We start from the raw sequence: 23,222 nt of genomic DNA, 5'->3' as shown, positions 1-23,222 counted from the left end.
ATGGATGAAATAACGAATTCAACGCTGATCAGCGCCGCAATGGGGATATTAACTTATGCCGGTGACGCGCGGATTCATGCGAAGAAAGCATTGCAGGCAATTCAAAGCTTTGATTTTACACTGGCTCAATCAGAGCTTGCACAGGCAAGTCAAAATATTACGGAAGCACATAAGGCACAGACGGAAATTATTCAAAATGAAGCCCGCGGCACGAAATATGAATACTGCATGCTGTTTAATCATGCTCAAGATACCCTGATGACAATCAACAGTGAGGTTGAGCTGATCAAAGAGCTGATTAAAACATTTAAGATTTTTGCCGAAGCGATTCACGCGGAGGTGAAATAATGGGTTTTCCAAAGAATTTTTTATGGGGCGGCGCTACCGCTGCCGTACAGTGTGAAGGGGCTTATGATGAGGCTGGCAAGGGGCTGAATGTCGCTGATATTCAAATCTGTTACACCCGTGAAACAAAGCAGGGCAATACAAATTATACAAGAGCGCTTTTGAAGGAGCGGATTGAGGATGTGACCCAAGCCGAAACAAAAAATTATTACCCGAAGCATGAGGCGGTTGATTTCTATCATCGTTATAAAGAATATATTCAATGGATGAAGGAGGCTGGTTTCAAAGCCTTCCGCATGAGTATCAATTGGTCGCGTATCTTCCCTACTGGCTTAGAAAGTGAACCTAATGAAGCAGGTCTGCAATTTTATGATGAGCTATTTGATGAATTATTAAGCAATGGCATCGAACCGATTGTTACGCTGACGCATTATGATATGCCGCTGGGCATTGTCACCCAGTGTCAAGGCTGGTATGGCCGGGCAACGATTGATCATTATGTACGCTTCGCGACGGTCTGCCTGAAACGTTATGCCAGTAAAGTAAACTATTGGATCGTGATTAATCAGATCAATCTGATTTTTGGTGAATCCTTCAGTTCACTGGGAATGGTGATGGATGAATATGAAGATTTTACAGCTGCTAAATATCAGGCTGTGCATAATGAGTTTATCGCCAGTGCCTTAATTAAGCAGGCGGCTAAGCAAATAAAGCCAACGCTGCAGATTGGCATGATGCTGGCTGATCAGATGACCTATGCCAAAACATGCGATCCGCAAAATGTGGCTGTTGCTATTGAGAAAAATCGGATGAAGGATTATTTCTTTGCGGATGTTGAGCTGCGCGGTGCGTATCCGGGATATGCGAAAGATTACTTTAAACGCAATAACATTCAGATTGTGATGGCTGAGGGTGATGAAGAATTACTGAAACAGAATACGATGGATTTTCTGGCGGTAGCCTACTATTATTCACATTGTGTTGATGAAAACGGCGCCCGCTGTGAGAATCCGTATACTAAAGCGAGTCAATGGGGCTGGACGATTGATCCGATCGGTATTTACAATGCGATGAGTCAATATTGGGATCGTTATCAAGTGCCGATGATGATTGCGGAAAATGGCATCGGTGTCGAAGAAGTGCCGGATGCTCAGGGTAAGATTCATGATGATTACCGCATCGATTATCAGCGCCGGCATATTGAACAGCTGAAACGGCTGATGGATGAAGAAGTGAATCTCTTTGCCTATACGATGTGGTCACCGTTTGATATTGTCAGCGGCAACAGCTGTGAAATGGAAAAGCGCTATGGCTTGCTATATGTCGATAAGGATAACCAAGGTCAGGGCAGCGGCAAGATTCTGCCAAAGGATTCCTATTATTGGTATCGCGATGTAATTGCCAGCAATGGTGAAAAACTATAAAAATAATAAACACCAGATTGAATATCAGTCTGGTGTTTTAGTTATATCTACGTTCAGCAGTTTAATCCCTTTAGATTTTGCATAGGCTGCCGCTAATTCAAGCAGCTTCTCAGTGTCAGCCTTTGTTTGCCAAACCTGCATCTGAATCGTTATGCCTTGATTTTGCTTTCGGCTTGTCCAAGAGCCGATGATTTCGCCATGATATACAATAGCACCAGGATTTGATATCAGCTGCCAGATTTTCGCATGATGACGTTTGTCAGGTAAAAGCGTCAGTCGGTCGCGCTGGTCAAGATATGGATCATGACCGCCTAATAGCAGATATTCCCGCTCCGGCTGGCATGGCTTCATCAGATCATTCAAATCCTCTGCAAGCATAAAAGCTTGTCTGCCATTTGCCATGACCTTTACCCTTTCCTCAGCAAGCAAATCCCATAAGCGGCTTCCCTGCTTCGGAGAACAGCCCAGCCATTGAATCAATTCTTTACGCGTTGCGGGACCGTAACAATGCAGGAATTTACGCATCAGCTGTTTGTTGGCATCCGGTCTTTCTTTAAGCGGATGGCCAAGCCAGTTTCGGTAAGAGGTAAAGGTGGGTGTTTGATTATGACGCTCCCCGAAAACGACCAAGCCCTTGGCAGCACACGGTCTCAGCATGAATGACACGACCGCACCGCCAATCGTTTGCTTGTCTGGACTGCCGTATATTGAAGGCTGTTGCCAGATGGTTTGCTTTGCCTTGGGCAATAGCGGCAGCAGCCAGCCGGCGATGGTTTCGTCCAGTACAGCCTTGCTGGTGATGATTTGATGATCAAGCTGCGGCATTACCTGAAGCAGTAAGGCCAGCACTTCATCAAAATCCATTTCAAGCAGTTTTAAGGCAAGAGAAATACCCTTGGTATAAATCCATAGTTCATCTTCAGCAGCACTCAAAGCCGATAAGAAAATATCGCTTTCCTCACTTGGAAACACCAGCGGCAGACCGCGCAGGCTCCATGCTTGAAGCAGATGTTTGTCGGCAAGCAGCTGATTGGCAGCAGCTTTTGAATAAGCGGGAATACGGTTAAACAATGCCGTTTCCCATGCTCCCGGCGGCGTATTTTGTAAACCGCATGCACCAGTCACACTCATCAAATCCGCTGGCTCATAAAAACGGTCCAAATGATGAGCATGCAGCCGATAATAACGGATCTGTTCCATGGTTAATTCTATCATAGATTCACCTCAGAAATAATTTTCTAAACCCATCTTAGCAAATCCTGAAGCAAGAAGCAAATCCATAAAGCATGAAAAAGCAGCATTATTAAAACAAATGCTGCACGTAGATGCTATTTCCTTCAGAAAAATTAAAAAGCCGGTGTAAGAGATATTCAGTTTCATACCATTGATTTTGAAACTAAGCATTCTGCCAGCTGTCTTAAATAACCATTAAGGTTATTCTTTTATATGATAATACCAATGCCCGTCAATAAGCTCACGCGACAAGATTCCTAAATGATAAAAACGTTCAAGGTGCGCCAATAGTTCCATGCATGCAAACCACTGCTGCGGACAGCTTAATCGATCAAAACGGTTAAGCTGACGCCCCCATTGCATCCGCATCGCAAAGTCATAGGCGGTCCCGCTTCCCTGTTTGGCAACATCAAGCAGATATTTACCTTTTTTCATATGATGATCTAAGGTTTGCATACAGCGTTCCTTAATATCAGAAATCGGGCCGTAATGGGCGGGATATACTATTTCACAGTCAAAATCACAGATACGTTTTAATGTATCAAAGTTATCCTGCATGCTTGAAAATTCTTCCATCCAGAAATTAATCGTAGGATAAATCTGATTCAGCACACTGTCTGCCGCAAACATAAAATGCTCGTTGATTTCATACAGACCGATTTGCTGGGGTGAGTGACCCGCCAAATCAATTACCTCAAACGTATAATCTCCCACGTTTAACCGCTCATGCGCATGAATCAGCGTGAAGGCAAAAACACCGTCCCCGCCTTCAAAAATTTCACTTTCTGACTTCAATTTAACACATACACTGCGCGGTATCCCAGCCAGCAGACGATTTTTGCGGATATAATGAGCAGTTGTCTTATTAAGCTTATGAGTGATCATACAGCCGTCCCATTCGCTGGCCAGAATTTCTTTTAAGCAGGGAGCGAAGTGCTGGGCATTGCCGCAGTGATCAACATGCAGATGCGTTAAAAATAAACGAACATCCTTCAGTTCAACGTTCAGCTGCTTTAGGGCAGTACATAATTCATCAGCGGCAGAAGCAGAATGAAAACCAATATCAATTAAAAGATGCTCATCCCTGCCTTTAATCAAATAAACCTGTATCTCCTTGGTAATTTTACTGGCTGAATGCAGGGTGATGGCATAAATATCGCGGCGCAGAAGCTTCATATCAAAAGCATTCCTCGGCGATCCAGCCAACCAGCCCGTTATGCTTGGCATATACAAAACCATCATGCTTCGTGATTACCTTTACGGTATCGCCCGGCAACACATTTAATCGATAATCCGTATAATCATAACAGCAAAGCTTTCCCTCATCCTCATACAGATAGGCAGCACTCAGCCATAGCTTACGTTTTGAGGCAGGATGTTCACAATAGCACTGATCAGCCTGTCTTTGAAGTAATAAAACCTCTCTTTTTGCCCATGAAATAAAAATTGGATCAGGATTAGCAGCCTGTGCTTTACAAATCCGTGCAGCCGGCAGAGAATCCACCCATACGCTGTATGCCTTGCCTTGATCCAGAATTAAGGCATTCAGCTGGCCCTCATCCTTGACTCCATTGCCGCCGTCAATGCCGGTCACATTCATCGCCGCATTCGTATAAGGACGGCAATCCGCAATATCCATATGATAATTCAACGTAGGCCAATGCCCGCAGTACACGTGCTTTTTAAAAGCCGTGTGACCTTCCATAAACGCCGGTAAAGTAAGAAAATCCTCCCAAGTATTCCGTGAAATCTCCTCATAGCGCAAGCCGGCATGCACAAACAGCATCGACTCACTTTCTAAAATCAGAGGCATATTATCAATAAAGTCCAGCTCCTTGGCAAAGCGCTTGGCAATTGCCTGACGGCATGCTTTGGCATTCGTTTCATCTATCGCAGCATAGCCGCACGCGTGAGCCATTTCATTCAGCAAGGAGGCTTCTCTGAATTGTGTATAGCCAATAAAATCTGCCAGTTCCTGCTTCATCAAAGAAGGTACTAAGCAATCACAATTTCCCTGTACAACATAGGTATTGCCCGCCGCGCATAATTCCATCACATCATGAAGTACCCCCAATGAATCAGGCCCTTTCTCACCTAAATCACCTAAAAGTATCAAAACATCCTGATCATTAAACTGGCACTTTGCAAGCAATTCATGAAATAAGCTTCGGCAGCCATGGATATCACTGATCAAAATTATCCGCTGATTTTCATCAAGCTGAAGCATCTGATGATAAACCCTCTTTTCACCAGCATTGCCCCGTTCAATTTTATCAGCTGACCAGCAGACGCTTGGTTTATTCTGCCCCATCCTCATAAACGACCTTTCCCGCCAACACTGTCATTTTTACCTTTCCGTTTAATTCCCAGCCAATAAACGGCGAATTATTTGCTTTTGAAGCAAAATCAGCAACCTGCCATTTTTCATTTTCATCGAACAGCACCAGATCGGCTGCCGCGCCAACACTCAATGTACCGCCTGGCAGCTTATACACGCGGGCTGGATTGACACTCATTTTTTCAATCAGCTGACTCATGGTAAGAATCTTTTTATGCACTAATTCACTGATACCTAAAGCCAATGAAGTTTCAAGGCCGATGATGCCGCTTGGCGCCTTGACAAACTCCCGATTCTTTTCCTCAGCGCTGTGCGGAGCATGATCGGTTGCGATAATTTCAATTGTATCATCCTGCAAACCAGCCAAAATCGCCTGCCGGTCCGCTTCCTCACGCAGCGGCGGATTCATTTTAGCCAAGGTTCCAGCTTTTTGGACAGCCGTTTCATTTAATGTGAAATGATGCGGTGTCACCTCCGCGACAATCTTTGGATTCAGCTGTTTCGCAAACCGCACCATGGCTACAGCCTCCTTGCTTGAAATATGCTGGATTGATACACTGGCACCGGTTGCAGCAGCCAGCATACAGTCACGGGCTACCATCACATTTTCAGCATCACGCATAGCTCCCATTAAGCCCATCGCTTCACTAACCGCGCCTTCATTGATGCCGCTGCCATGAACAAAGGCAGGATCTTCCTCATGAAAGCTCAAGACACAATCCAATGACGCTGCCTGTACCATTGCTTCCCTGACTAAGCCGGCATTCATCAGCGGCAGACCATCATCTGTAAAACATGGCACACCCATTTCCTTCAGCTGCTTCATATCTGTCAGTTCCTTACCCTTAAAGCCCTTGGAAATAGCCGCTGCCTGATAAAGATGCACAGGACAATCCTTGCTTCTTTCTTGAATATCTTTAATGACAGCCGCATTATCCGCAATCGGTAAAGTATTTGCCATACACAAAACGGAAGTAAAACCGCCTCTGGCAGCCGCTCGTGAACCGCTCATTAAATCCTCTTTATATGTAAAACCCGGATCACGGAAATGCACATGAACATCAATCAATCCCGGTGCCGCAATAAACCCTGAAGCATCGATGATACGATCATAGGGCTGATTTTCATCCACTTGCCCCACCGCTTCAATCACTCCGTCCTTGATTGCGATATCACCAATCTGATCCAACTGATTCGCCGGGTCAATAATCCGGCAGTTTTTAATTAGCAACATAAAATTCCTCCTATTAAACTAGTATAATTGGAAAACCATTCTGCGTAAACAGAATGGCTATTTTTATTTTATTAATTTGTCCTGTAAAGAAAACAGATTTGTTACATAATGACCGCTGAAGCATGAAGTACAAAGATTTTTTGTCTTAAACGCTTCCTCAAGCTGCTGAATCGTTAAGAATTTTAAAGAATCAGCACCGATAAAGGCACACAGCTCATCAACATTCAGCCGTGATGAAATCAATTCATCATAGGTTGATGTATCTACACCATAGAAACAAGGATGGGTAATAGCCGGTGATCCGATACGCACATGCACCTCTTTTGCCCCAGCTTCCTTTAACAGCTGCACAATCCGTTTGCTGGTTGTACCGCGTACAATTGAATCATCAATCATAAAGACACGCTTGCCGGAAACAATGCTCTTTACCGCTGACAGCTTCATGCGCACACCGCGTTCACGCTGCTTTTGCGTCGGCTGAATAAAAGTACGGCCGACATAACGATTCTTAATCAAACCAATTTCATAAGGCAGACCGCTGGCCTCTGAATAACCGATTGCCGCTGACAGGGATGAATCAGGAACACCGATAACAATATCCCCCTCATGATCCTCAAGCTTTGCCAGCACCTGTCCGGAAATACGCCGTGCCGTATGAACGTTAATGCCGTCAATATTACTGTCAGGACGGGCAAAATAAATATATTCCATCGCACACATCTTATTTTGGGTATATTCTGTATATTTAAAGAAGCTCAGACCTTCCTTGGAAATCTTCACTACCTCACCCGGTTCAACATCTCGGATAAATTTAGCGTTAACAATCTCAAACGCACATGTTTCCGAGGATAAGCAATAGCCTTCATCTAATTTAGCTATGGAAAGCGGTCTCAAACCATTCTTATCACGGATCGCATACAGACAATCCTTCGTCAGAATAATAAATGCGAAAGCGCCCTCAAGCTTGTTGCAGGCCTTCTTAATTTTTTCACTGAAAGAACCGACTTCCTTCTGAATCAAATGAATCAGTACCTCAGAATCACTGCTGCCCTGAAAGATACTTCCCTCATTCTCCATCTGCATTTTTAATTCATGAGCATTAACTACCTGCCCGTTATGAACCACGGCAAAATGACCGGTATGCGCTCTGACCATCAAAGGCTGCACATTTTCGATTTCATTACCGCCCTCGGTTGAATAGCGAACATGACCGATTGCATTGTTGCCGGTCAGCGTATCGATGATCTGAGGATTAAATACTTCTGTAATTAAGCCTTTACCCTTATAGCATCGTACCTTTTCACCATCACTGCTGGCAATGCCTGCCGCTTCCTGACCGCGGTGCTGAAGCGCGTGTAATCCAAAATAAGTCAGTGAAGCTGCGTCACTGGCATTGTAAATTCCGAAAACACCGCATTCCTCATTGATTTTACCGTTTAAAAAATACGTTTTTTCAAGTTCCATTTGAGTCTCCCTTACCGTTATTGTTCATAAAAAAGTCCAATTAAACAATACCATTCTTTACCGCTGTTTTCAATCTTTTTTACAATTTCTGCAATTAAAAATGCTGTTCATGACTAAAAACAGCATTTTAAAAGGCAAATTCTTAAAAAAAACTGCACCAAACGGTTCAAATCTTCACTTTTTATTACAAATTAACAAAAGCTTTTTGCTCTTTACACAAACGCTTCAATTTGGTACTGTTTAAGCATAGGAGAACTCATTATGAAACTCAATAACAAACGTACAATTTTAGTAGGTCTTGCATTCATGTCGATCTGTGCCTTTTGGCAGCTTTACGATAATATTATTCCGCTTATTCTATTAAATACCTTTCATTTAAAAGATACGGTATCCGGTTTTATCATGTCGCTGGATAATATCCTTGCATTATTTATGCTGCCGTTATTTGGTGCCTTTTCAGACCGGGTCAATACGCGGATGGGAAAACGGATGCCCTTTATCGTCTTTGGCACAATTTTGGCGGCATTTGCTATGCTTCTGCTGCCGATTGCCGATCTCATGCAGTCAATGCTGTTATTCTTTACAGCTTTAGGACTGACGCTTTTTGCGATGGCGACTTACCGCTCACCAGCGGTTGCGCTGATGCCTGATATTACACCCAAACCGCTGCGTTCCAAAGCCAATGCGATCATCAACCTGATGGGGGCCGTCGGCGGCATTATCACTTTGATTCTGATTACATTATTAGTACCCAAAACTGCCAACCCTAATTATTTTCCGTTATTTTTAAGCATTGCATCGATCATGCTGCTCTGTGTAGCGATTTTGTTTATGACGATTAAAGAAAAACAGCTGCGTATCGCTGATGATGAAGCGGAGAGTGAGGAAGCTTCCACAGCCCAGCATAGCAAAATGGAACCGGCGGTAAAACGTTCCTTAATGTTCATCCTGTTTTCCGTAGCTTTCTGGTTTATGGGTTATAATGCCGTCACCACTGCTTTTTCCAAATACGCGAATGTTGTTTGGGGAATGAGCGGCGGTGAGTTTGCGAAGCCGATGATGGTCGCAACCGTTGCGGCAATCATCAGCTACATACCGGTCGGTTCTCTGTCAAGCCGGTTTGGCCGTAAGAAAATGATTCTTGCCGGTGTAGTTTTATTGGCATGCAGCTACCTTTCGGGAATGTTTTTCACAACCTTTTCACCGCTGCTGAATATCGTATTCGGCATGGTCGGCATCGCATGGGCAATGATTAATGTCAATTCTTATCCGATGGTTGTGGAAATGAGCCAAGGCAGTGATGTCGGCAAATATACGGGTACCTACTATACCTTTTCAATGGCTGCCCAAGTGCTGACACCCATCTTGTCCGGCTTCCTCTTAGAATATGTCGGATATTGGACCTTATTTCCATATGCCGCCCTTTGTGTACTGATTGCCCTGCTTCTATTTACACAGGTAAAACACGGTGACAACCGGCCTGAGAAACGCAGTCTGTTAGAAGCCTTTGATGTGGAGGATTAATATGAAGGAGCTGTTTTTATTACTGATACTTTTGCTGATTTTAGGCTTGTGCTTTTTGATCTTCTTTATGATGCCCCGGTTCTCAAAACGAAAAGCATTGCTGCCTTTTGCTAAATGGAACTATGCGCACCGCGGTTATCATGATCTTGCAAAGGGGTTCCCTGAAAATTCCCTGCCGGCATTTGAACGTGCATGCACTCATGGTTACGGCATGGAGCTTGATGTTCAGCTGACTAAAGATCAAAAGCTGGTCGTCCTGCATGATTTCTCTTTATTAAGAGCATGCGGCATTGACGCTCAGGTGGATGAGCTGACTTTAGATGAAATTAAAAAACTAAGATTATTTAATACTGAATGTACGATTCCTACTTTCGAAGAGGTGCTTGAATTGGTCGACGGCCGTACCCCGCTGATTGTGGAAATCAAACAGAAGGGTGCTGACAGTGAGACATGCCGTCAAAGCGCAAAGCTTCTGGATCATTATCAGGGCAGCTATTGCGTGGAATCATTTAATCCAATGGCGGTCGGCTGGTTTAAAAATCACCGGCCAAATTATGTCCGCGGGCAGCTCTCCGGTGAATTAAACATGAAACAGCCGGCTAAATTTATCCTTGAAAACCTGCTGGCGAATTTCATTTCAAGGCCTGATTTCATCGCTTACGATGTTGAACACCGAAACCGTACAGCCTTAAAACTATGCAAAGCATTATTTAAAGCCCCGATTGTTTATTGGACGGTGAAGGATCGTGCAGACTATGACGCGCTTAAGTCTTCAATCATAATTTTTGAGGGATTTGAAGCCGTATGTAAATAATAATTAAATAAGCTGTGATAATCTCATAAAGTCACAGTTTTTTTATGCTCACTTCATGTTTTAAACATAACATTTCAATTTAGTAAATGGTTAGATTCTCAATCATTAAATTAAATTTATCATTTTTTATTATTAAAAAACAGCTTTGAAATTCAATGATAATCACACATTTTACATTCAAGGTATGTTACAATAATTTAAAGGAGAGTGAAATAAATGGAGATAATAATTTCTGCTTTTTTTATAATTCTAAATTTGATTTCTAAAATTGAAACAATTATTATTCACCTTTTATCGATTTTCTGTCTAGTACAATTTATAAAGTTTTCACATAAGTTCATTAAAAATCAACAATCATCTCATGATCATACACAAAATAATATATAAAGGAAAGGATACTCAGAACAAGAGTATTACAAGGGGCTAACTATTATGTCAGAGCTATTAGCTATATATCTTGTATTATTTAAAGGATTGATTATATATGCTTTATTACAGCTTATAAAAATATTAAACATAATGAATCATAATTAATATCTTTAATGTATTTAGAATCAATAAAAAAGGATGTGCTGAATTTAATTGCACTTCCTTTTTATTGCAGTAATAATTTTAGTAACACGCAATGTTGCTGTCGGTTCTTGACTCAGTGCCGCCCACCAACACACCGTTTTCCAAACGCACGATCATCTGACCGCGGCCAAAGGAAACACGGGATAATTCAGGGACGATTTCATGTCCCAGCGACTGCAGCTGCAAAGCAACAGCATTAGGAAATTCTGGTTCGATTGTAAACTTCTTGCCTTTAACCCACTGCCAGCGCGGCGCGTCTAATGCCATCTGCGGATTCAAATGAAAGTCAATTAGATTCATGGCTACCTGCACATGCCCCTGCGGCTGCATATAACCGCCCATGACCCCAAAAGGCCCCACCGCTTTGTCATCCTTAGTGATAAAACCCGGAATAATTGTATGATAGGTTCGTTTGCGCGGTTTCAGCACATTATAATGATTTTCATCCAGTGAGAAATCATGGCCGCGGTTCTGCAGTGTTATTCCGTAGCCTTCAACCACAATGCCGGAGCCAAAGCCCATATAATTACTCTGAATATAAGAGACCATATTTCCTTCACCATCCGCGGTACACAGATATACTGTTCCGCTTTTCGGCGGTTCAGCGATTTTTGGCTCTTTAGCAATTTTGCCAATTTCAGCGGCCCGCGCCTTCCCGTATTCAGGCTTTAGCAAATCATGATAATCAATGGCCATGCAATCCGGATCAGTGACATAATGCATACCATCCGCAAATGCCATTTTAATAGCCTCAAACTGCTTATGATAGGTATCCGTACAGTCCTTTTCCTTAAAATCAAATTCCTTTAAGATATTGAGCGCCATCAAGGCAACGATACCCTGACCATTCGGCGGTATCTCCCATACATCATAACCATGATAATTTACACGGATCGGTTCAACCCACGATGCTTTATAATCTTTCAAATCATCAAGCGAAAAGTAACCGCCGTCACGCTTTGATTGTTTCACCAGCTGTTGGGCTATTTCCCCTTCATAAAAGGCTTTCGCGTTTGTTTCACCAATCAGCCTAAGCGTTTTCGCATGATCAGGCAGTTTGACAATTTCTCCGCAGTGATAGCTTTCACCCTGCTTAGTAAATACCTTAAACCATTCGTCAAATTCATGTTTGCCGGCAAATTCTTTCGCAAAGCGCTCACTCGCCCGCTCCCACATTTTGGCTAACATCGGTGAAAGCGGATAGCCTTCTTCTGCATAGCGGATAGCCGGCTGCAGTACCTCAATCAAGGGCAGCTTACCAAAGCGTTTGGATAATTCCGCCCACGCCATCGGAGCGCCCGGCACAGTAACCGGTGTCCAGCCAAAGGTTGGCATCTGTTCATGCCCTTTAGCCAGCACTTTTTCACGGCTGATATCAGCAGGGGCATAGCCTGATGAATTTAAACCATAAAGCTTATCCTTCATCCATACAATCGCAAACGCATCAGAGCCTAAACCATTGGCTGTTGGTTCAACAACGGTTAATGCTGCCGCGGTTGCGATGGCAGCATCCACAGCATTGCCGCCGCGGCGCAATATTTCAAGCCCGGCTGCCGAAGCCTGAGCTGAACCGGTCGCAACCATTCCGTTATTCGCAATTATCGGATAACGGTTGGAAGCATACGGCTGATAAAGCGGATCAAAGTTCATTTTCTTTTACCTCATCATATAAATGACATGCGACAAAGTGATTAGGCTCTGCCTCCATGTATCTTGGTTTTTCTTGTTTACAGATTTCCATACATTTCGGACATCGGGTATGAAATGGACAGCCCTTCGGCGGATTGATAGCACTAGGTACCTCACCCTCAAGAATCTGTTCATTGCCGCGCTCAGCCCCAATGGTAAGCCGCGGCACCGATGCCAGCAAAGACTGCGTGTATGGGTGCAGCGGTTTCTTAAACAGCTTCTTACTCTCACTTAATTCACAGACATTTCCCAAATACATAACCAAAATGCGGTCACAGAAATGCTTTACAACACCTAAATCATGAGTAATGAAGAAATAAGTCAGATGATTTTCTTCACTCAATTGATTCAGCAGCTGAAGAATCTGTGCCTGTACCGAAACATCCAATGCTGATACCGCTTCATCCAGCACGACAAAACGTGTATCCAAAGCAATCGCCCGGGCAATGCCGACACGCTGCTTCTGACCGCCGCTTAACGCATGCGGATATGAATAATAATGCTCACGCTTGAGACCTACCTTTTCAAGCAGCTCCATCGCTTTCTCACGGCGCACATTCGAGCCGAATTTGGTGTTGATCTTATAAACCTCTTCAATGGCACTGCCAATTGATTGACGCGGATCAAGCGAAGCCGCCGGATCTTGGAAAATCATCTGCATATCCCGGCGCAGCTCACGCATTTCCTTCTTATCCAGCTTAGAAAGATTAATGCCTTCCTCATAGTTGCCATCAAGCTTTTTCTGATATTCTGGATCAAGGCAGCGTTCAGTAATCGGCAGGATATCCTTGCCGCGGTACTCAAAGGCCGCTTCCTTGTACTTCATCGCCTGCATTCGATGTTCTTCACTGGTATTATATAAATCAATCATCTTCCCCTTTAAATCCAAATTCTCTTCCACCATTGCCTTGACATTCACCTTGCTGTTCTCAGATCGAATTGCTTTAAGATCTGACAAGGCCAGCACTTCTTCTTCACTCAATTCAGGCAATGCATTCAAACGATCAATTTCTTCACTCGTCGTACGAATCTGATACATGATCGTATTATTCTTTTCATATTTAGCTTCCAGCTCATGATATTTAGAAAGATATTCATGCGCCTGATCAACTTCCTTCTGCGCTTTCGCAAACAGCTCGGCAATCTTAGGCAGATCCTTGCATAAGATCAAAGAACCCACGGTTCTTGAACCCTCACGCAGCTGCCGGGAAGCATTCTTTTTTAACTCTTTTGATTCAAATTCAAGCTTACCGATTTTCAATGAAAGATTATCATATTTCTTGATATCACTTTTTGAGCCATCAACATCATAAGCGTCACGCTGAGCGTAACAAGCCTCAATCTTTTTATCAACCTCAAGTGCCTGTTTATAATATTTATCCGCTTCCTGCTGATACTTCACAAGCTTGGCAATTTCTTTCGCGATATATTTAGGATTAACTTCCTCAATTGTTTTGCCGTAATAGACACAAGAACCGCTGGTCTGCTTGTATAGCTGAAGAATGACTCTTCCCAGAGTTGATTTACCGCAGCCAGATTCACCAACCACGCCGAACTTTTCACCTTCATAAATCTTGAAGGTTACATCCTCAACCGCTTTTAGATTCACATTCTTTTTCAGAGGAAAATATTTTTTCAGCTTTCTCAGCTCAAGAATAACTTTATCCTGACTCATTGCATCTCCTCCTCAGCTTTATAACATGAAACAAAATGACCCGGTTCTACTTCAATCGTACAAGGCACCTCTTCAAAGCAGCGGCTATGGGCATATTTACAGCGCGGATTGAAACGGCAGCCTTTAATTTCTTCTGTCAGATTAGGGAAAGTACCAGGAATTGGCTGAATCTCAAATTCATCCAGATCAACATTAGGAACCGCGTTCATCAAGCCAATCGTATACGGATGCTTAGGATTTTTAAAAATCTGCGCGACACTCCCTTCTTCAACCTTACGGCCCGAATAAAGGACAATGACCCGATCAGCAATTTCCGCAACGACACCCAAATCATGGGTAATAAACAAGATGCCCGCACTCATTTCTTTTTTCAAATCATTAAGCAGCGTTAATACTTGCTTTTGAATCGTTACGTCAAGCGCCGTTGTTGGTTCATCTGCAATCAGCAAATCCGGCTGAGCGGATAATACCATCGCGATCAGCACCCGCTGACGCAGACCGCCGCTTAACTGAAACGGATACTGCTTCAGGCGGCTTTCCGCCTGAGCAATACCAACTTTTTCAAGATATTCAACCGCTAATTTCTTAGCTTCTTTTTTATCCAGTCCCCGATGCAGCATAATATTCTCACAAAGCTGATACCCAATCGTCAGCAAAGGATTTAACGCTGTCATCGGTTCCTGAAAGATCATCCCCATCTTTTTACCGCGGTAGCTGTTGCGCTCCTTTTTAGAAAGCTTGGTCAGATCGGTGCCATTCAGTGAAATACTGCCGGAAACAACTCTGCCATTATTAGGAAGCAGATCCATGATGCATAAAGTCGTTACACTCTTACCACAGCCTGATTCACCCACTACACACAGTGTTTCATTTTTATTGATTGAAAATGAAATATCCCGAAGTACTTCATACTCTTTCTTATTGATTGTAAAGGTAGCCACCAGGTTATTTACTTCAAGAACTTTTTCCATCGCCAGACCTACTTTCTTTCATATCCTTGTTTCTTATTTTAATTTGAAATTCTGAACATAGAAGACACCGCCGGCATCCATTTCTACATTCGTATAAGCAGCGTTAAACGCATAAGCCTGATACTGATTGTATAAGGTTGCGGCAACCGCGTCATCTAAAATCATCTTATTTGCTGCACTGATTGCGGCTGTACGTTCAGCACTGTCAAGCGTCTGCTTACTTGCATCAACTAATGCGTCAAATTCCGCATTATCATAACGAACACGTTTTGAGCTGTTTACTGAATGGAAGTTAGGATCTAACATTTCCGTACCGTCACCCGTTACATTTGACCATGTCAGCACGGTAATATCATAACGGTTATCCTGCTGTGTTTCTGATAAATAAGCCGCCCATTCCAATGATTCAATCGTTACATTATTTAAACCGGCTGCTTTCAGATTCGATTGAATGTATTCAGCTAAAGCAATTGTTTCCGGACGGTTGTTAATCAGGAATACGATTGGTTCATCTGCATAACCGCCTTCTTCTACAAGTTTCTTAGCCGCTTCAAGATCATAGCCGTAACCATAAGTTTCCGCATCACTTGTGTAACCAAATAAAGTTGGACCTACAATACTTCTTGAATAAGAGGCATAGCCGTCAACTGAAGCGATATAGCCATCTGGATCATATGCCATGACGATTGCCTTACGCAGATTCAAATCAGCCATCTTAGGATTTACTGAAGAATTATTGCGCAGTGCCAAATAAGTGATCGCGCTGCTGCTTTCAGCAACACTTTCAACATTTGCGATATTCTTAACACGATTCATTTGATTAACCGGTACTCTTGGCAGGAAGTCTGCTTCACCGGTTTCTAAACGAGAAATAGCCGTTGATGTTTCAGCAATGACGGTCATCGTTACATCTTTAATTTCTGGTTTTTCTCCCCAATATCCATCATAGCGGGTCAGTTTTACCTCAGAGCCGGAAATTGCGCTGACAAATTGGTAAGGCCCGGTGCCGACTGGCTGCGTCATTAAATCCTGTGCCTGATCAGCGGTTGGTGAAATGATTGCGGAATTGGCATGCGCCAGCTTAGCGATCAATACACCGTCAGGATAGCTTGTTTTTAATTCTACATGCGTATCATCAAGTACGTTTACTTCTTCAATTGAAGAGGCGATGGATGCACGGGCTGCACCGTAATTCGGATCTTTGATACGCTCAATTGTATATTTTACAGCTTCCGCATTAAATGGTGTGCCATCATGGAAAGTAACACCTGACTGCAGTTCAATCGTACATGTCGTACCGGCTTCATCACAATCTGGTTCTGATTTAGCCAGCAATGGTTCATAGCTTGAGCCATCCATACTGCGGCGGTAAAGCGTCTCATAAATCTGCGCATTGACATAAGTAGACGGTGCGTCATTGGTTGTCAATGGCGAAAAGCCAACTGGTGCAGTAGTCAGCACAACATTAAATGGCTTATCCGCCGTTGTTGTACTCGGATCAGTATTTCCATCATTAGAGCCGGAAGATGAACAGCCAGCCAGTGCAAGTACCGTTGTGAAAACGGCAGCCCTCTTTAATAAATTTTTCATGTTTCTTTTTTCCTTTCGAATTTAATCTTTTAAACTTGGATCTAAGATGTCCCTCAGCTTGTCACCAAGAATATTAAAGCAAATTACAGTAATCATAACGACCACACCCGGAATGATAATCAAGCTTGGACGATCCCACATATAATCCTTCGCAATTGATATCATGCCGCCCCATTCAGGTGTCGGCGGCGGTGATCCCAAACCGAGATAACTCAGTGTCGCTATAGACATAATCGAACTGGCCATACGCATCGTCGCGATTACGATAATTACCGGCAGTGCATTAACCAGCACATGACACAGCAGAATCCGCGTATCTCTGGCCCCCAAAGAGCGGATGGCCATAATATAATCTTCTTCTTTGATCTGAAGCACTTTGCCGCGGGTCATACGAGCAAAGTTAGGGATTGACCAGACACTGATGGCAATCGTCGCATTTACCGTGCTTACTCCCAGCATCGCAACAATCAGCATCGCCAGCAAGATGCCCGGAAAGGTAAACAAGAGATCCATAAAACGCATGATGATATTATCAAGCTTTTTATAGAAACCAGCCAGCAGACCAAATAATACACCGAAGAATAAACCAGTCATCGTTGATACAAAACCTACGGTCAAGGTAATGCGGCCGCCCCATAACAAACGGGAGAAAATATCACGGCCCAGGTTATCGGTTCCCAGCCAATGCCCTGGCGCGTAAGGTACGCCGGTTGTATTGTTCATCCCCCAAAAGCCCGGTGCCAGTTTCACATAGACATCCTGTGCTTCCGGATCATAGGGTGCGATCAGCGGTGCCAGCACCACAAGCAGAATTTCTATCAGCAGGATGATGAAACATGCCGTCGCCAATTTATTCTTTAATAATTTTCTAAATGCCCCTTTAAGAGGATTTTCACGTTTAAGCTCCATGGTCTCCTCCTATTCATAACTGATTCTTGGATCGATCAGAACATAGACAAGATCGACGATCAAGTTAACGATAATAAACATGGCTGCAATCACCAGAACGGTACTCTGCACAACTGGATAATTGCGCTGATTAATTGCATTAATCAAATAAGTACCGACACCATTGATAACGAATACTTGTTCAGTGATGATCGCGCCGCCCAGCAAGCCGCCGAAGCTGGTTCCAAATTGCGTGATGATTGGAATCATCGCATTGCGCAGCGCATGAATCAATATCACTTTGTATCCTTTGATTCCCTTTGATTTAGCGGTACGGATGTAATCCGACTGCAATACATCAAGCATTGCCGAACGGCCGATTCTCGTAAAGCCGGCAGCTACCGCAAGCCCTAATGAAATCGATGGCAGAATTGCCTGTTTAAAGCCAACGGTTGTCCAGAATGGCTCATTCATGCCGCCTGTCGGCAGCCAGCGAAGCGTTACTGAAAATAAAAGTATCAGCATTGAACCAAGCCAGAAATTAGGAATCGATATCCCTGCCAGTGAAGTTGTCGTCAGCAGATTATCGATAAATGTATCTTTTTTAATTGCAGCGATAATACCTGTCGGAATACCGATCACCAAGGCCACGATCATACTTGAACAAGCAAGATTCAATGTATGCGGCAGGCGAACGATAATTTCCTGAAGAATCGGCTGACGGGTGGTCAGCGACGTTCCTAAATTACCGGTAAGGAGGTTTTTCAAATAAACTCCATACTGCACAAGAAAGGGCTGATCGAGTCCCAGATAGGCTCTTACTCTGATGATATCCTCGGGCGTCGCATTAGCACCGGCTACCAGCTCTGCAGGATCACCAGGCGCGATGTACAGACTCGCAAAAACTAAAAAAGACATCCCCAAAAGCAACAAAAACATCAGTAAGATTCTTTTTGTCACATATTTTCTCATGTCCTACCTCCTTTATTCCTTTTATATCTTAAGAGTTTACATTTATTTCACGCTTTCGTCAATACATTTTCACAAATTTACAGATTTTGTTTACATTTTATTACATCATTATCATTAGAAATCACATTTTATCCCATCAAACCTTGCATATTTAATAAAGAAATGATACCTTTATGTGGTAACAATTTAGAAAAGAGGGGTTTTATGAAAGAATTAGCTGATCTATTCGTTACTTTTGCGAAAATGGGTCTCTTCACATTCGGCGGCGGCTATGCCATGCTTCCCTTATTAGAACGTGAAGTTGTCGATAACAAAAAATGGGCAACCAAGGAAGAAATTATGGATTACTACGCTGTCGGTCAATGTACACCTGGTATTATTGCCGTTAATGTATCAACCTTTGTCGGTTATTATCAGAAAGGCATTGCCGGCGGTATTATCGCAACCTTAGGTGTTGTCTTTCCATCGATTGTCATCATCCTGCTGATTGCTTCTTTGATTCAGGGGTTTTCTCATATCGCGGTTGTACAATACGCGCTTTCCGGTATCCGCGTTGCGGTATGTGCATTAATCTTTAATGCGATCGTATCCTTATCAAAATCAGGGGTTAAGGATGTTTATGGTATCCTGCTGTTTCTGTTTGCCTTTGTGATGGTTGGCATTTTAAAATTATCGCCGGTTTATGTCGTTGTTGTTTCAGCGCTGTGCGGCCTGCTGATCAAAAAAATTCAAGGAGGTAAAAAATAATGTCGATCCTATTAACACTCTATTATGAATTCTTCAAAATCGGTTTGTTTGCGGTAGGCGGCGGTATGGCTACGATTCCCTTCCTGAATGCCTTAATTGATAAATTCCATTGGTTTGATGCCGCCATGCTGGCCGACATGATCGCCATTTCAGAATCAACTCCGGGTCCGATCGGCATCAACATGGCTACCTTTACCGGTTATACCGTAGCGAGCTTTGCCGGCGGTGTAATTGCCACTTTAGGTTTGATCACACCAAGCATCATTGTAATTATTATCATTGCTCAGGTATTAAAGAAGTTTAAAGAAAGCGCGGCGGTACAGGCTATGTTTTATGGCTTGCGGCCAGCGGTTGCCGGTCTCATCGCGGCTGCCGGCTTAAGTATCTTTGCGGTTACCTTGGTAGATACGGCTGCTTATCAGACAAGCGGCAATCTGATGGATCTGTTTCAATGGCTGCCGATTCTCTTATTCTTGATTCTGTTATACTGCACAAATAAATACAAGAAGCATCCAATTTTCTATATTTCAATCTGCGCGGTAATCGGAATTCTGCTTAAATTATAAGATTTATTGAAGCATCTCAGCATTATGGGATGCTTTTTCTATTTTTTCATGAATTGTGCCTTTTGATTTTGATTTAAAAATATTATAATAAAGACAGATAAAACTGGGGTGGAAGTATGTGTAATATAAATAGGAAAAAATCAGGCTTTACATTGATTGAATTGATTGTAGTAATTGCAATCCTGGGAATCTTAGCACTTTTTCTTGTGCCTAGTTTTCTTGGTTATGCGAAGGATGCGAAAGAGGCAGTCTGCCGCGCTAATATGACAAACATCGTCAGAGAATATGAAGCTTCAGCGGCTCATAATTCACCAGCATCTATGCAAGATGCTAATAAGCTGCTGGCGGCCATCTATGCTTCGCACAAGGCAGAAAATAAAGACGGCAGTACCTTTTACACGGGCGGTTCCTACTCAGGCATCTGTTCTGAGGATGGCATATATGGCAATATGATCAGTGATGATTTTGCGGTTTTAACGATTCGATGTACAATCCACGGTGATGGAATCATCGATATTAAAGAATTAAAAGAACGCTTAGAGGCGATTAATTTTGATGATATAAAACAAGCAAATGCGAATTTCCGTTATAAAGATTTAAATGAGTATTTTCAACAACCTCAAAACAGAAGTCTTGATAGTGAAGCCATCAGTACTGATCCTAAAGCATATGGTGACTATGGTTCACTTGCAAATGCTGTCACTGCTAAGTTAAAAGCACAAGGTATTGATACAACCGGGCGCAGTTGGCGGATGTACAGAGCTAAAGATGATAGTGAGTATAATTTATTCTTAACGGACACAAAAATCACTTTGGAGGATGCTAATTCAAACACTTGGATTACTTGTACAAAATATGAAGTCAATGAAAAAAAAGTAATCTATGGTAAGGTACAGGTAAGTATCTCATCTGTTGGTGACAAAAAATATCCAGTAATTAATGGTGGATCATTCAAAGCTGATAATAATTAAAGATTATACCAGGAGCCCTTAATTGACAAACAGTATAAAAGGCAGAAATCGTCTGCCTTTTATTTTGATGAAATTAAAGCTCTAACTGCAGCTTGTCTATTTTGAACAGCTGCTTTTCTTTTACTTGATAAATGGTTGTGCAAACCTCTTGTATATAACGCCGATCATGCGATACCGATAGGATGCATCCCTTAAAATCACACAGGCATTCACGCAATGCCGGATTGCTCATTGGAGACAAATTACGGGTTGGCTCATCAAGCAGCAGCACATTGCATTGCTCCATAATAAACCTTAATAAGAACAGCTTGGCTTTCTGCCCTTCGCTCAATGAATGAATCGGTGCAGCCATTTCATCACGGGTAAATTTCATACGTCCTAACATTTCTCTGGCTCTAGTCACCGTATCCTTATCATGATCAGGTGCTAAAAAATCAACTGCGGCCATTTCATAAGGCATTTGTTCCTGATAATTCTGCGGCATAATACCCAGCTTCAGATCGCTGCGGTTTTTCAGCAGCTCAATAATCTGCTTCATCAAGGTAGTTTTTCCACAGCCATTAGGACCGATAAAGACCACTTTTTCAAATCCTCTCACATGCAGTTCAAAAGGTTCAATCAATCGCTGATCCGCTACCTCAACGCAAAAATCCGCATCTAAAATAACCTTGCTTGGGTTCCAGTCAAAGTCATCAAACATCACATCGATGGCTTCTTCAACAGTATCCAGCTTTGTATAGCTTTCCTTTTCGAATCGCTTCTCCATACTTTTTACTGAATGCATTTTCTTTTTTAAAAGCCGAGCCGTATGCGGATCTTGACGGCTGCAGCTATTTTGCGCATCATGCACAGCATTCAAAATCTTCAACAGCTTCTCACGCTTCTTTTCATAGATTTCTTTTTCTTTATTTGCCAGCTGCTCCGCTTTAATGGCAGATGCCTGATGCTCCTGAACAAACTGATCATAACCGATATTGTAAATTGAATGTCTTACTTTAGTTTTCTTATTGACTTGTTCCAGCAAAATAATTCGGGTGGCAGTTCTTGAAAGCAGCGTTTCATCATGACTGACATATAATAAAGCACCCTCATATTCATTCATAAAGCGTTCCAGCCACATTAAGGTATCCAAATCTAAATCATTGGTTGGTTCATCCAAAAGCAAAACATCATAATGCCTGCTCATTAATTTCAGCAATTGCAGTTTAACCTTTTCACCACCGCTTAACGTCTTAATTAATTGCTGCGATGACAGCATTAAAGGATCCAATCTTAATTGGACGCACAGCTTTTCCAAATTCATTAATTCATTGTATCTTTCATATGCAATCTCTTCATCCACGGTTTCTTTTAAACAATAATCACAGATCGCCGAATCAAACCAAGCTGAATCAAGCTTTTGACTCAGCATCCCAATCCGACAGTTATTTTTTTGTATCACACCGCTCACGCTGGCATATTCATCAATCAATGACTGATCATAGACAGCTTTCAGCAGCGTGCTTTTTCCATTGCCTTCTTCACCGATGATTGCGGCCTTATCATGACTGCTTAAAGTCAGACTGAAATCATCAAGAAGAATTGATCCTTTAGCATTTTTTATTGTAAGATTTTTTATTATAAGCATAATTTCCGCACCTCCCAGTGCGGATGATGAGATATAAATAAGAGACACAACGATTAAAACAGCAGTATTATGCGCTTGTTCCTTTAATTGCTGGATCGTTTCTTATTTATTTTCTCATCTTCTCACTTCCAATCATTTCACTCATTCTATCATAAAGTTAAATGCGATTCAAGCCTATTATGAACGACATAAAACAAAAAAACGCCCGTTAAGGCGTATCGAATGTTTTTGGAGCGGATGATGAGAATCGAACTCACGTAGTCAGCTTGGAAGGCTGAAGTTCTACCATTGAACTACATCCGCAAATGGTGACTCGTTGGAGATTCGAACTCCAGACCCTTTGATTAAAAGTCAAATGCTCTACCATCTGAGCTAACGAGTCAGTCATAAAAAATTGGCTGGGGTAACTGGATTCGAACCAGTGAAATGCTAGAGTCAAAGTCTAGTGCCTTACCGCTTGGCTATACCCCAATAAAAAAATGGTGGGAGGGGGCAGATTCGAACTGCCGAACCGTTAAGGAACTGAGTTACAGTCAGCCGCGTTTAGCCACTTCGCTACCCTCCCAGATTTTTTAAA

The 23,222-nt window shown here is 42.7% G+C and carries 19 protein-coding genes and 4 tRNA genes; 7 read left to right on the top strand and 16 right to left on the bottom strand.

Annotated elements, in window-relative coordinates:
- Positions 1-348 (top strand): PTS lactose/cellobiose transporter subunit IIA, encoded by a 348-nt coding sequence (locus DAHG_RS16725; RefSeq protein ID WP_022939495.1) that lies wholly within the window; start codon positions 1-3, stop codon positions 346-348.
- The gene (locus tag DAHG_RS16720) at positions 348-1,769 is read left to right on the top strand and encodes a glycoside hydrolase family 1 protein (RefSeq protein WP_022939494.1); all 1,422 of its coding nucleotides are present in this window, start codon (positions 348-350) and stop codon (positions 1,767-1,769) included. The genes DAHG_RS16725 and DAHG_RS16720 overlap by 1 nt, the downstream gene beginning before the upstream one ends.
- 24 nt (positions 1,770-1,793) lie before the next feature.
- Here DAHG_RS16720 and DAHG_RS16715 read toward each other — a convergent pair whose 3' ends face one another.
- The 5 genes from DAHG_RS16715 to purF all read right to left on the bottom strand — a co-directional run bounded on the left by DAHG_RS16715 (position 1,794) and on the right by purF (position 8,038).
- On the bottom strand, positions 1,794-2,984 hold the full coding sequence (locus DAHG_RS16715; RefSeq protein ID WP_022939493.1) for a winged helix DNA-binding domain-containing protein: 1,191 nt from the start codon (positions 2,982-2,984) through the stop codon (positions 1,794-1,796).
- Between the two features lie 219 nt (positions 2,985-3,203).
- Positions 3,204-4,229, bottom strand: a complete 1,026-nt coding sequence (locus DAHG_RS16705) for an MBL fold metallo-hydrolase (RefSeq protein WP_161650563.1) — start codon at positions 4,227-4,229, stop codon at positions 3,204-3,206.
- Positions 4,180-5,313, bottom strand: coding sequence for a metallophosphoesterase (locus DAHG_RS16700; protein ID WP_022939490.1), 1,134 nt, complete (start codon positions 5,311-5,313; stop codon positions 4,180-4,182). Before DAHG_RS16700 ends, DAHG_RS16705 begins: the two co-directional genes overlap by 50 nt.
- Positions 5,300-6,574, bottom strand: coding sequence for a dihydroorotase (locus tag DAHG_RS16695; protein WP_022939489.1), 1,275 nt, complete (start codon positions 6,572-6,574; stop codon positions 5,300-5,302). Before DAHG_RS16695 ends, DAHG_RS16700 begins: the two co-directional genes overlap by 14 nt.
- A gap of 63 nt (positions 6,575-6,637) precedes the next feature.
- Positions 6,638-8,038: an amidophosphoribosyltransferase gene (gene purF, locus DAHG_RS16690; RefSeq protein WP_022939488.1), complete on the bottom strand. Its 1,401-nt coding sequence runs from the start codon at positions 8,036-8,038 to the stop codon at positions 6,638-6,640.
- A 261-nt stretch (positions 8,039-8,299) separates the two neighbouring features.
- Between purF and DAHG_RS16685 the strand changes: the two genes are divergently transcribed.
- A complete protein-coding gene (locus tag DAHG_RS16685; RefSeq protein ID WP_022939487.1) occupies positions 8,300-9,562 on the top strand; it encodes an MFS transporter in 1,263 nt (420 codons plus the stop codon).
- A 1-nt stretch (position 9,563) separates the two neighbouring features.
- Positions 9,564-10,376 (top strand): glycerophosphodiester phosphodiesterase family protein, encoded by an 813-nt coding sequence (locus tag DAHG_RS16680; protein ID WP_022939486.1) that lies wholly within the window; start codon positions 9,564-9,566, stop codon positions 10,374-10,376.
- Positions 10,377-10,988: 612 nt separating this feature from the next.
- Here the strand turns inward: DAHG_RS16680 and ggt are convergent.
- The 6 genes from ggt to DAHG_RS16645 are packed head-to-tail and all read right to left on the bottom strand — an operon-like array spanning position 10,989 to position 18,734.
- Entirely contained in the window at positions 10,989-12,599 is a 1,611-nt protein-coding gene (gene ggt, locus DAHG_RS16670) for a gamma-glutamyltransferase (protein ID WP_022939484.1), read from the bottom strand.
- Positions 12,589-14,313: an oligopeptide/dipeptide ABC transporter ATP-binding protein gene (locus DAHG_RS20735; RefSeq protein WP_022939483.1), complete on the bottom strand. Its 1,725-nt coding sequence runs from the start codon at positions 14,311-14,313 to the stop codon at positions 12,589-12,591. The genes ggt and DAHG_RS20735 overlap by 11 nt, the downstream gene beginning before the upstream one ends.
- Positions 14,310-15,284, bottom strand: a complete 975-nt coding sequence (locus tag DAHG_RS16660) for an ABC transporter ATP-binding protein (protein ID WP_022939482.1) — start codon at positions 15,282-15,284, stop codon at positions 14,310-14,312. The genes DAHG_RS20735 and DAHG_RS16660 overlap by 4 nt, the downstream gene beginning before the upstream one ends.
- 33 nt (positions 15,285-15,317) lie before the next feature.
- Positions 15,318-16,874, bottom strand: a complete 1,557-nt coding sequence (locus tag DAHG_RS16655) for an ABC transporter substrate-binding protein (protein ID WP_022939481.1) — start codon at positions 16,872-16,874, stop codon at positions 15,318-15,320.
- Between the two features lie 21 nt (positions 16,875-16,895).
- Positions 16,896-17,783, bottom strand: coding sequence for an ABC transporter permease (locus DAHG_RS16650; protein ID WP_022939480.1), 888 nt, complete (start codon positions 17,781-17,783; stop codon positions 16,896-16,898).
- 9 nt (positions 17,784-17,792) lie between these two features.
- Positions 17,793-18,734 (bottom strand): ABC transporter permease, encoded by a 942-nt coding sequence (locus DAHG_RS16645; protein WP_022939479.1) that lies wholly within the window; start codon positions 18,732-18,734, stop codon positions 17,793-17,795.
- Between the two features lie 204 nt (positions 18,735-18,938).
- Between DAHG_RS16645 and DAHG_RS16640 the strand changes: the two genes are divergently transcribed.
- From DAHG_RS16640 to DAHG_RS22060, 3 genes are all read left to right on the top strand, one after another.
- Positions 18,939-19,481 (top strand): chromate transporter, encoded by a 543-nt coding sequence (locus tag DAHG_RS16640; protein WP_022939478.1) that lies wholly within the window; start codon positions 18,939-18,941, stop codon positions 19,479-19,481.
- Entirely contained in the window at positions 19,481-20,047 is a 567-nt protein-coding gene (locus DAHG_RS16635; protein ID WP_022939477.1) for a chromate transporter, read from the top strand. Before DAHG_RS16640 ends, DAHG_RS16635 begins: the two co-directional genes overlap by 1 nt.
- A gap of 116 nt (positions 20,048-20,163) precedes the next feature.
- On the top strand, positions 20,164-21,018 hold the full coding sequence (locus DAHG_RS22060) for a type II secretion system protein (protein ID WP_022939476.1): 855 nt from the start codon (positions 20,164-20,166) through the stop codon (positions 21,016-21,018).
- Positions 21,019-21,091: 73 nt separating this feature from the next.
- On the opposite strand, the gene DAHG_RS16625 is transcribed toward DAHG_RS22060, so the two are convergent.
- The 5 genes from DAHG_RS16625 to DAHG_RS16605 form a co-directional block, all read right to left on the bottom strand.
- Positions 21,092-22,645 carry an ATP-binding cassette domain-containing protein gene (locus DAHG_RS16625; protein ID WP_022939475.1) on the bottom strand — a complete coding sequence of 518 codons (1,554 nt, stop codon included), beginning with the start codon at positions 22,643-22,645 and terminating at the stop codon, positions 21,092-21,094.
- A 229-nt stretch (positions 22,646-22,874) separates the two neighbouring features.
- Positions 22,875-22,948, bottom strand: a tRNA-Gly gene (locus DAHG_RS16620).
- A 3-nt stretch (positions 22,949-22,951) separates the two neighbouring features.
- Positions 22,952-23,027 (bottom strand) — tRNA-Lys (locus tag DAHG_RS16615).
- Positions 23,028-23,040: 13 nt separating this feature from the next.
- A tRNA-Gln gene (locus DAHG_RS16610) sits at positions 23,041-23,116 on the bottom strand.
- A gap of 9 nt (positions 23,117-23,125) precedes the next feature.
- Positions 23,126-23,210 (bottom strand) — tRNA-Tyr (locus DAHG_RS16605).
- Positions 23,211-23,222 lie beyond the last annotated feature (12 nt).

The organism is Dielma fastidiosa (genome assembly GCF_000313565.1).
GTDB classification, from domain to species: Bacteria; Bacillota_I; Bacilli_A; order Erysipelotrichales; family Erysipelotrichaceae; genus Dielma; species Dielma fastidiosa.
The sequence above is the reverse complement of the archived record's forward strand: the minus strand, read 5'-3'. Positions and strand labels throughout refer to the sequence as shown.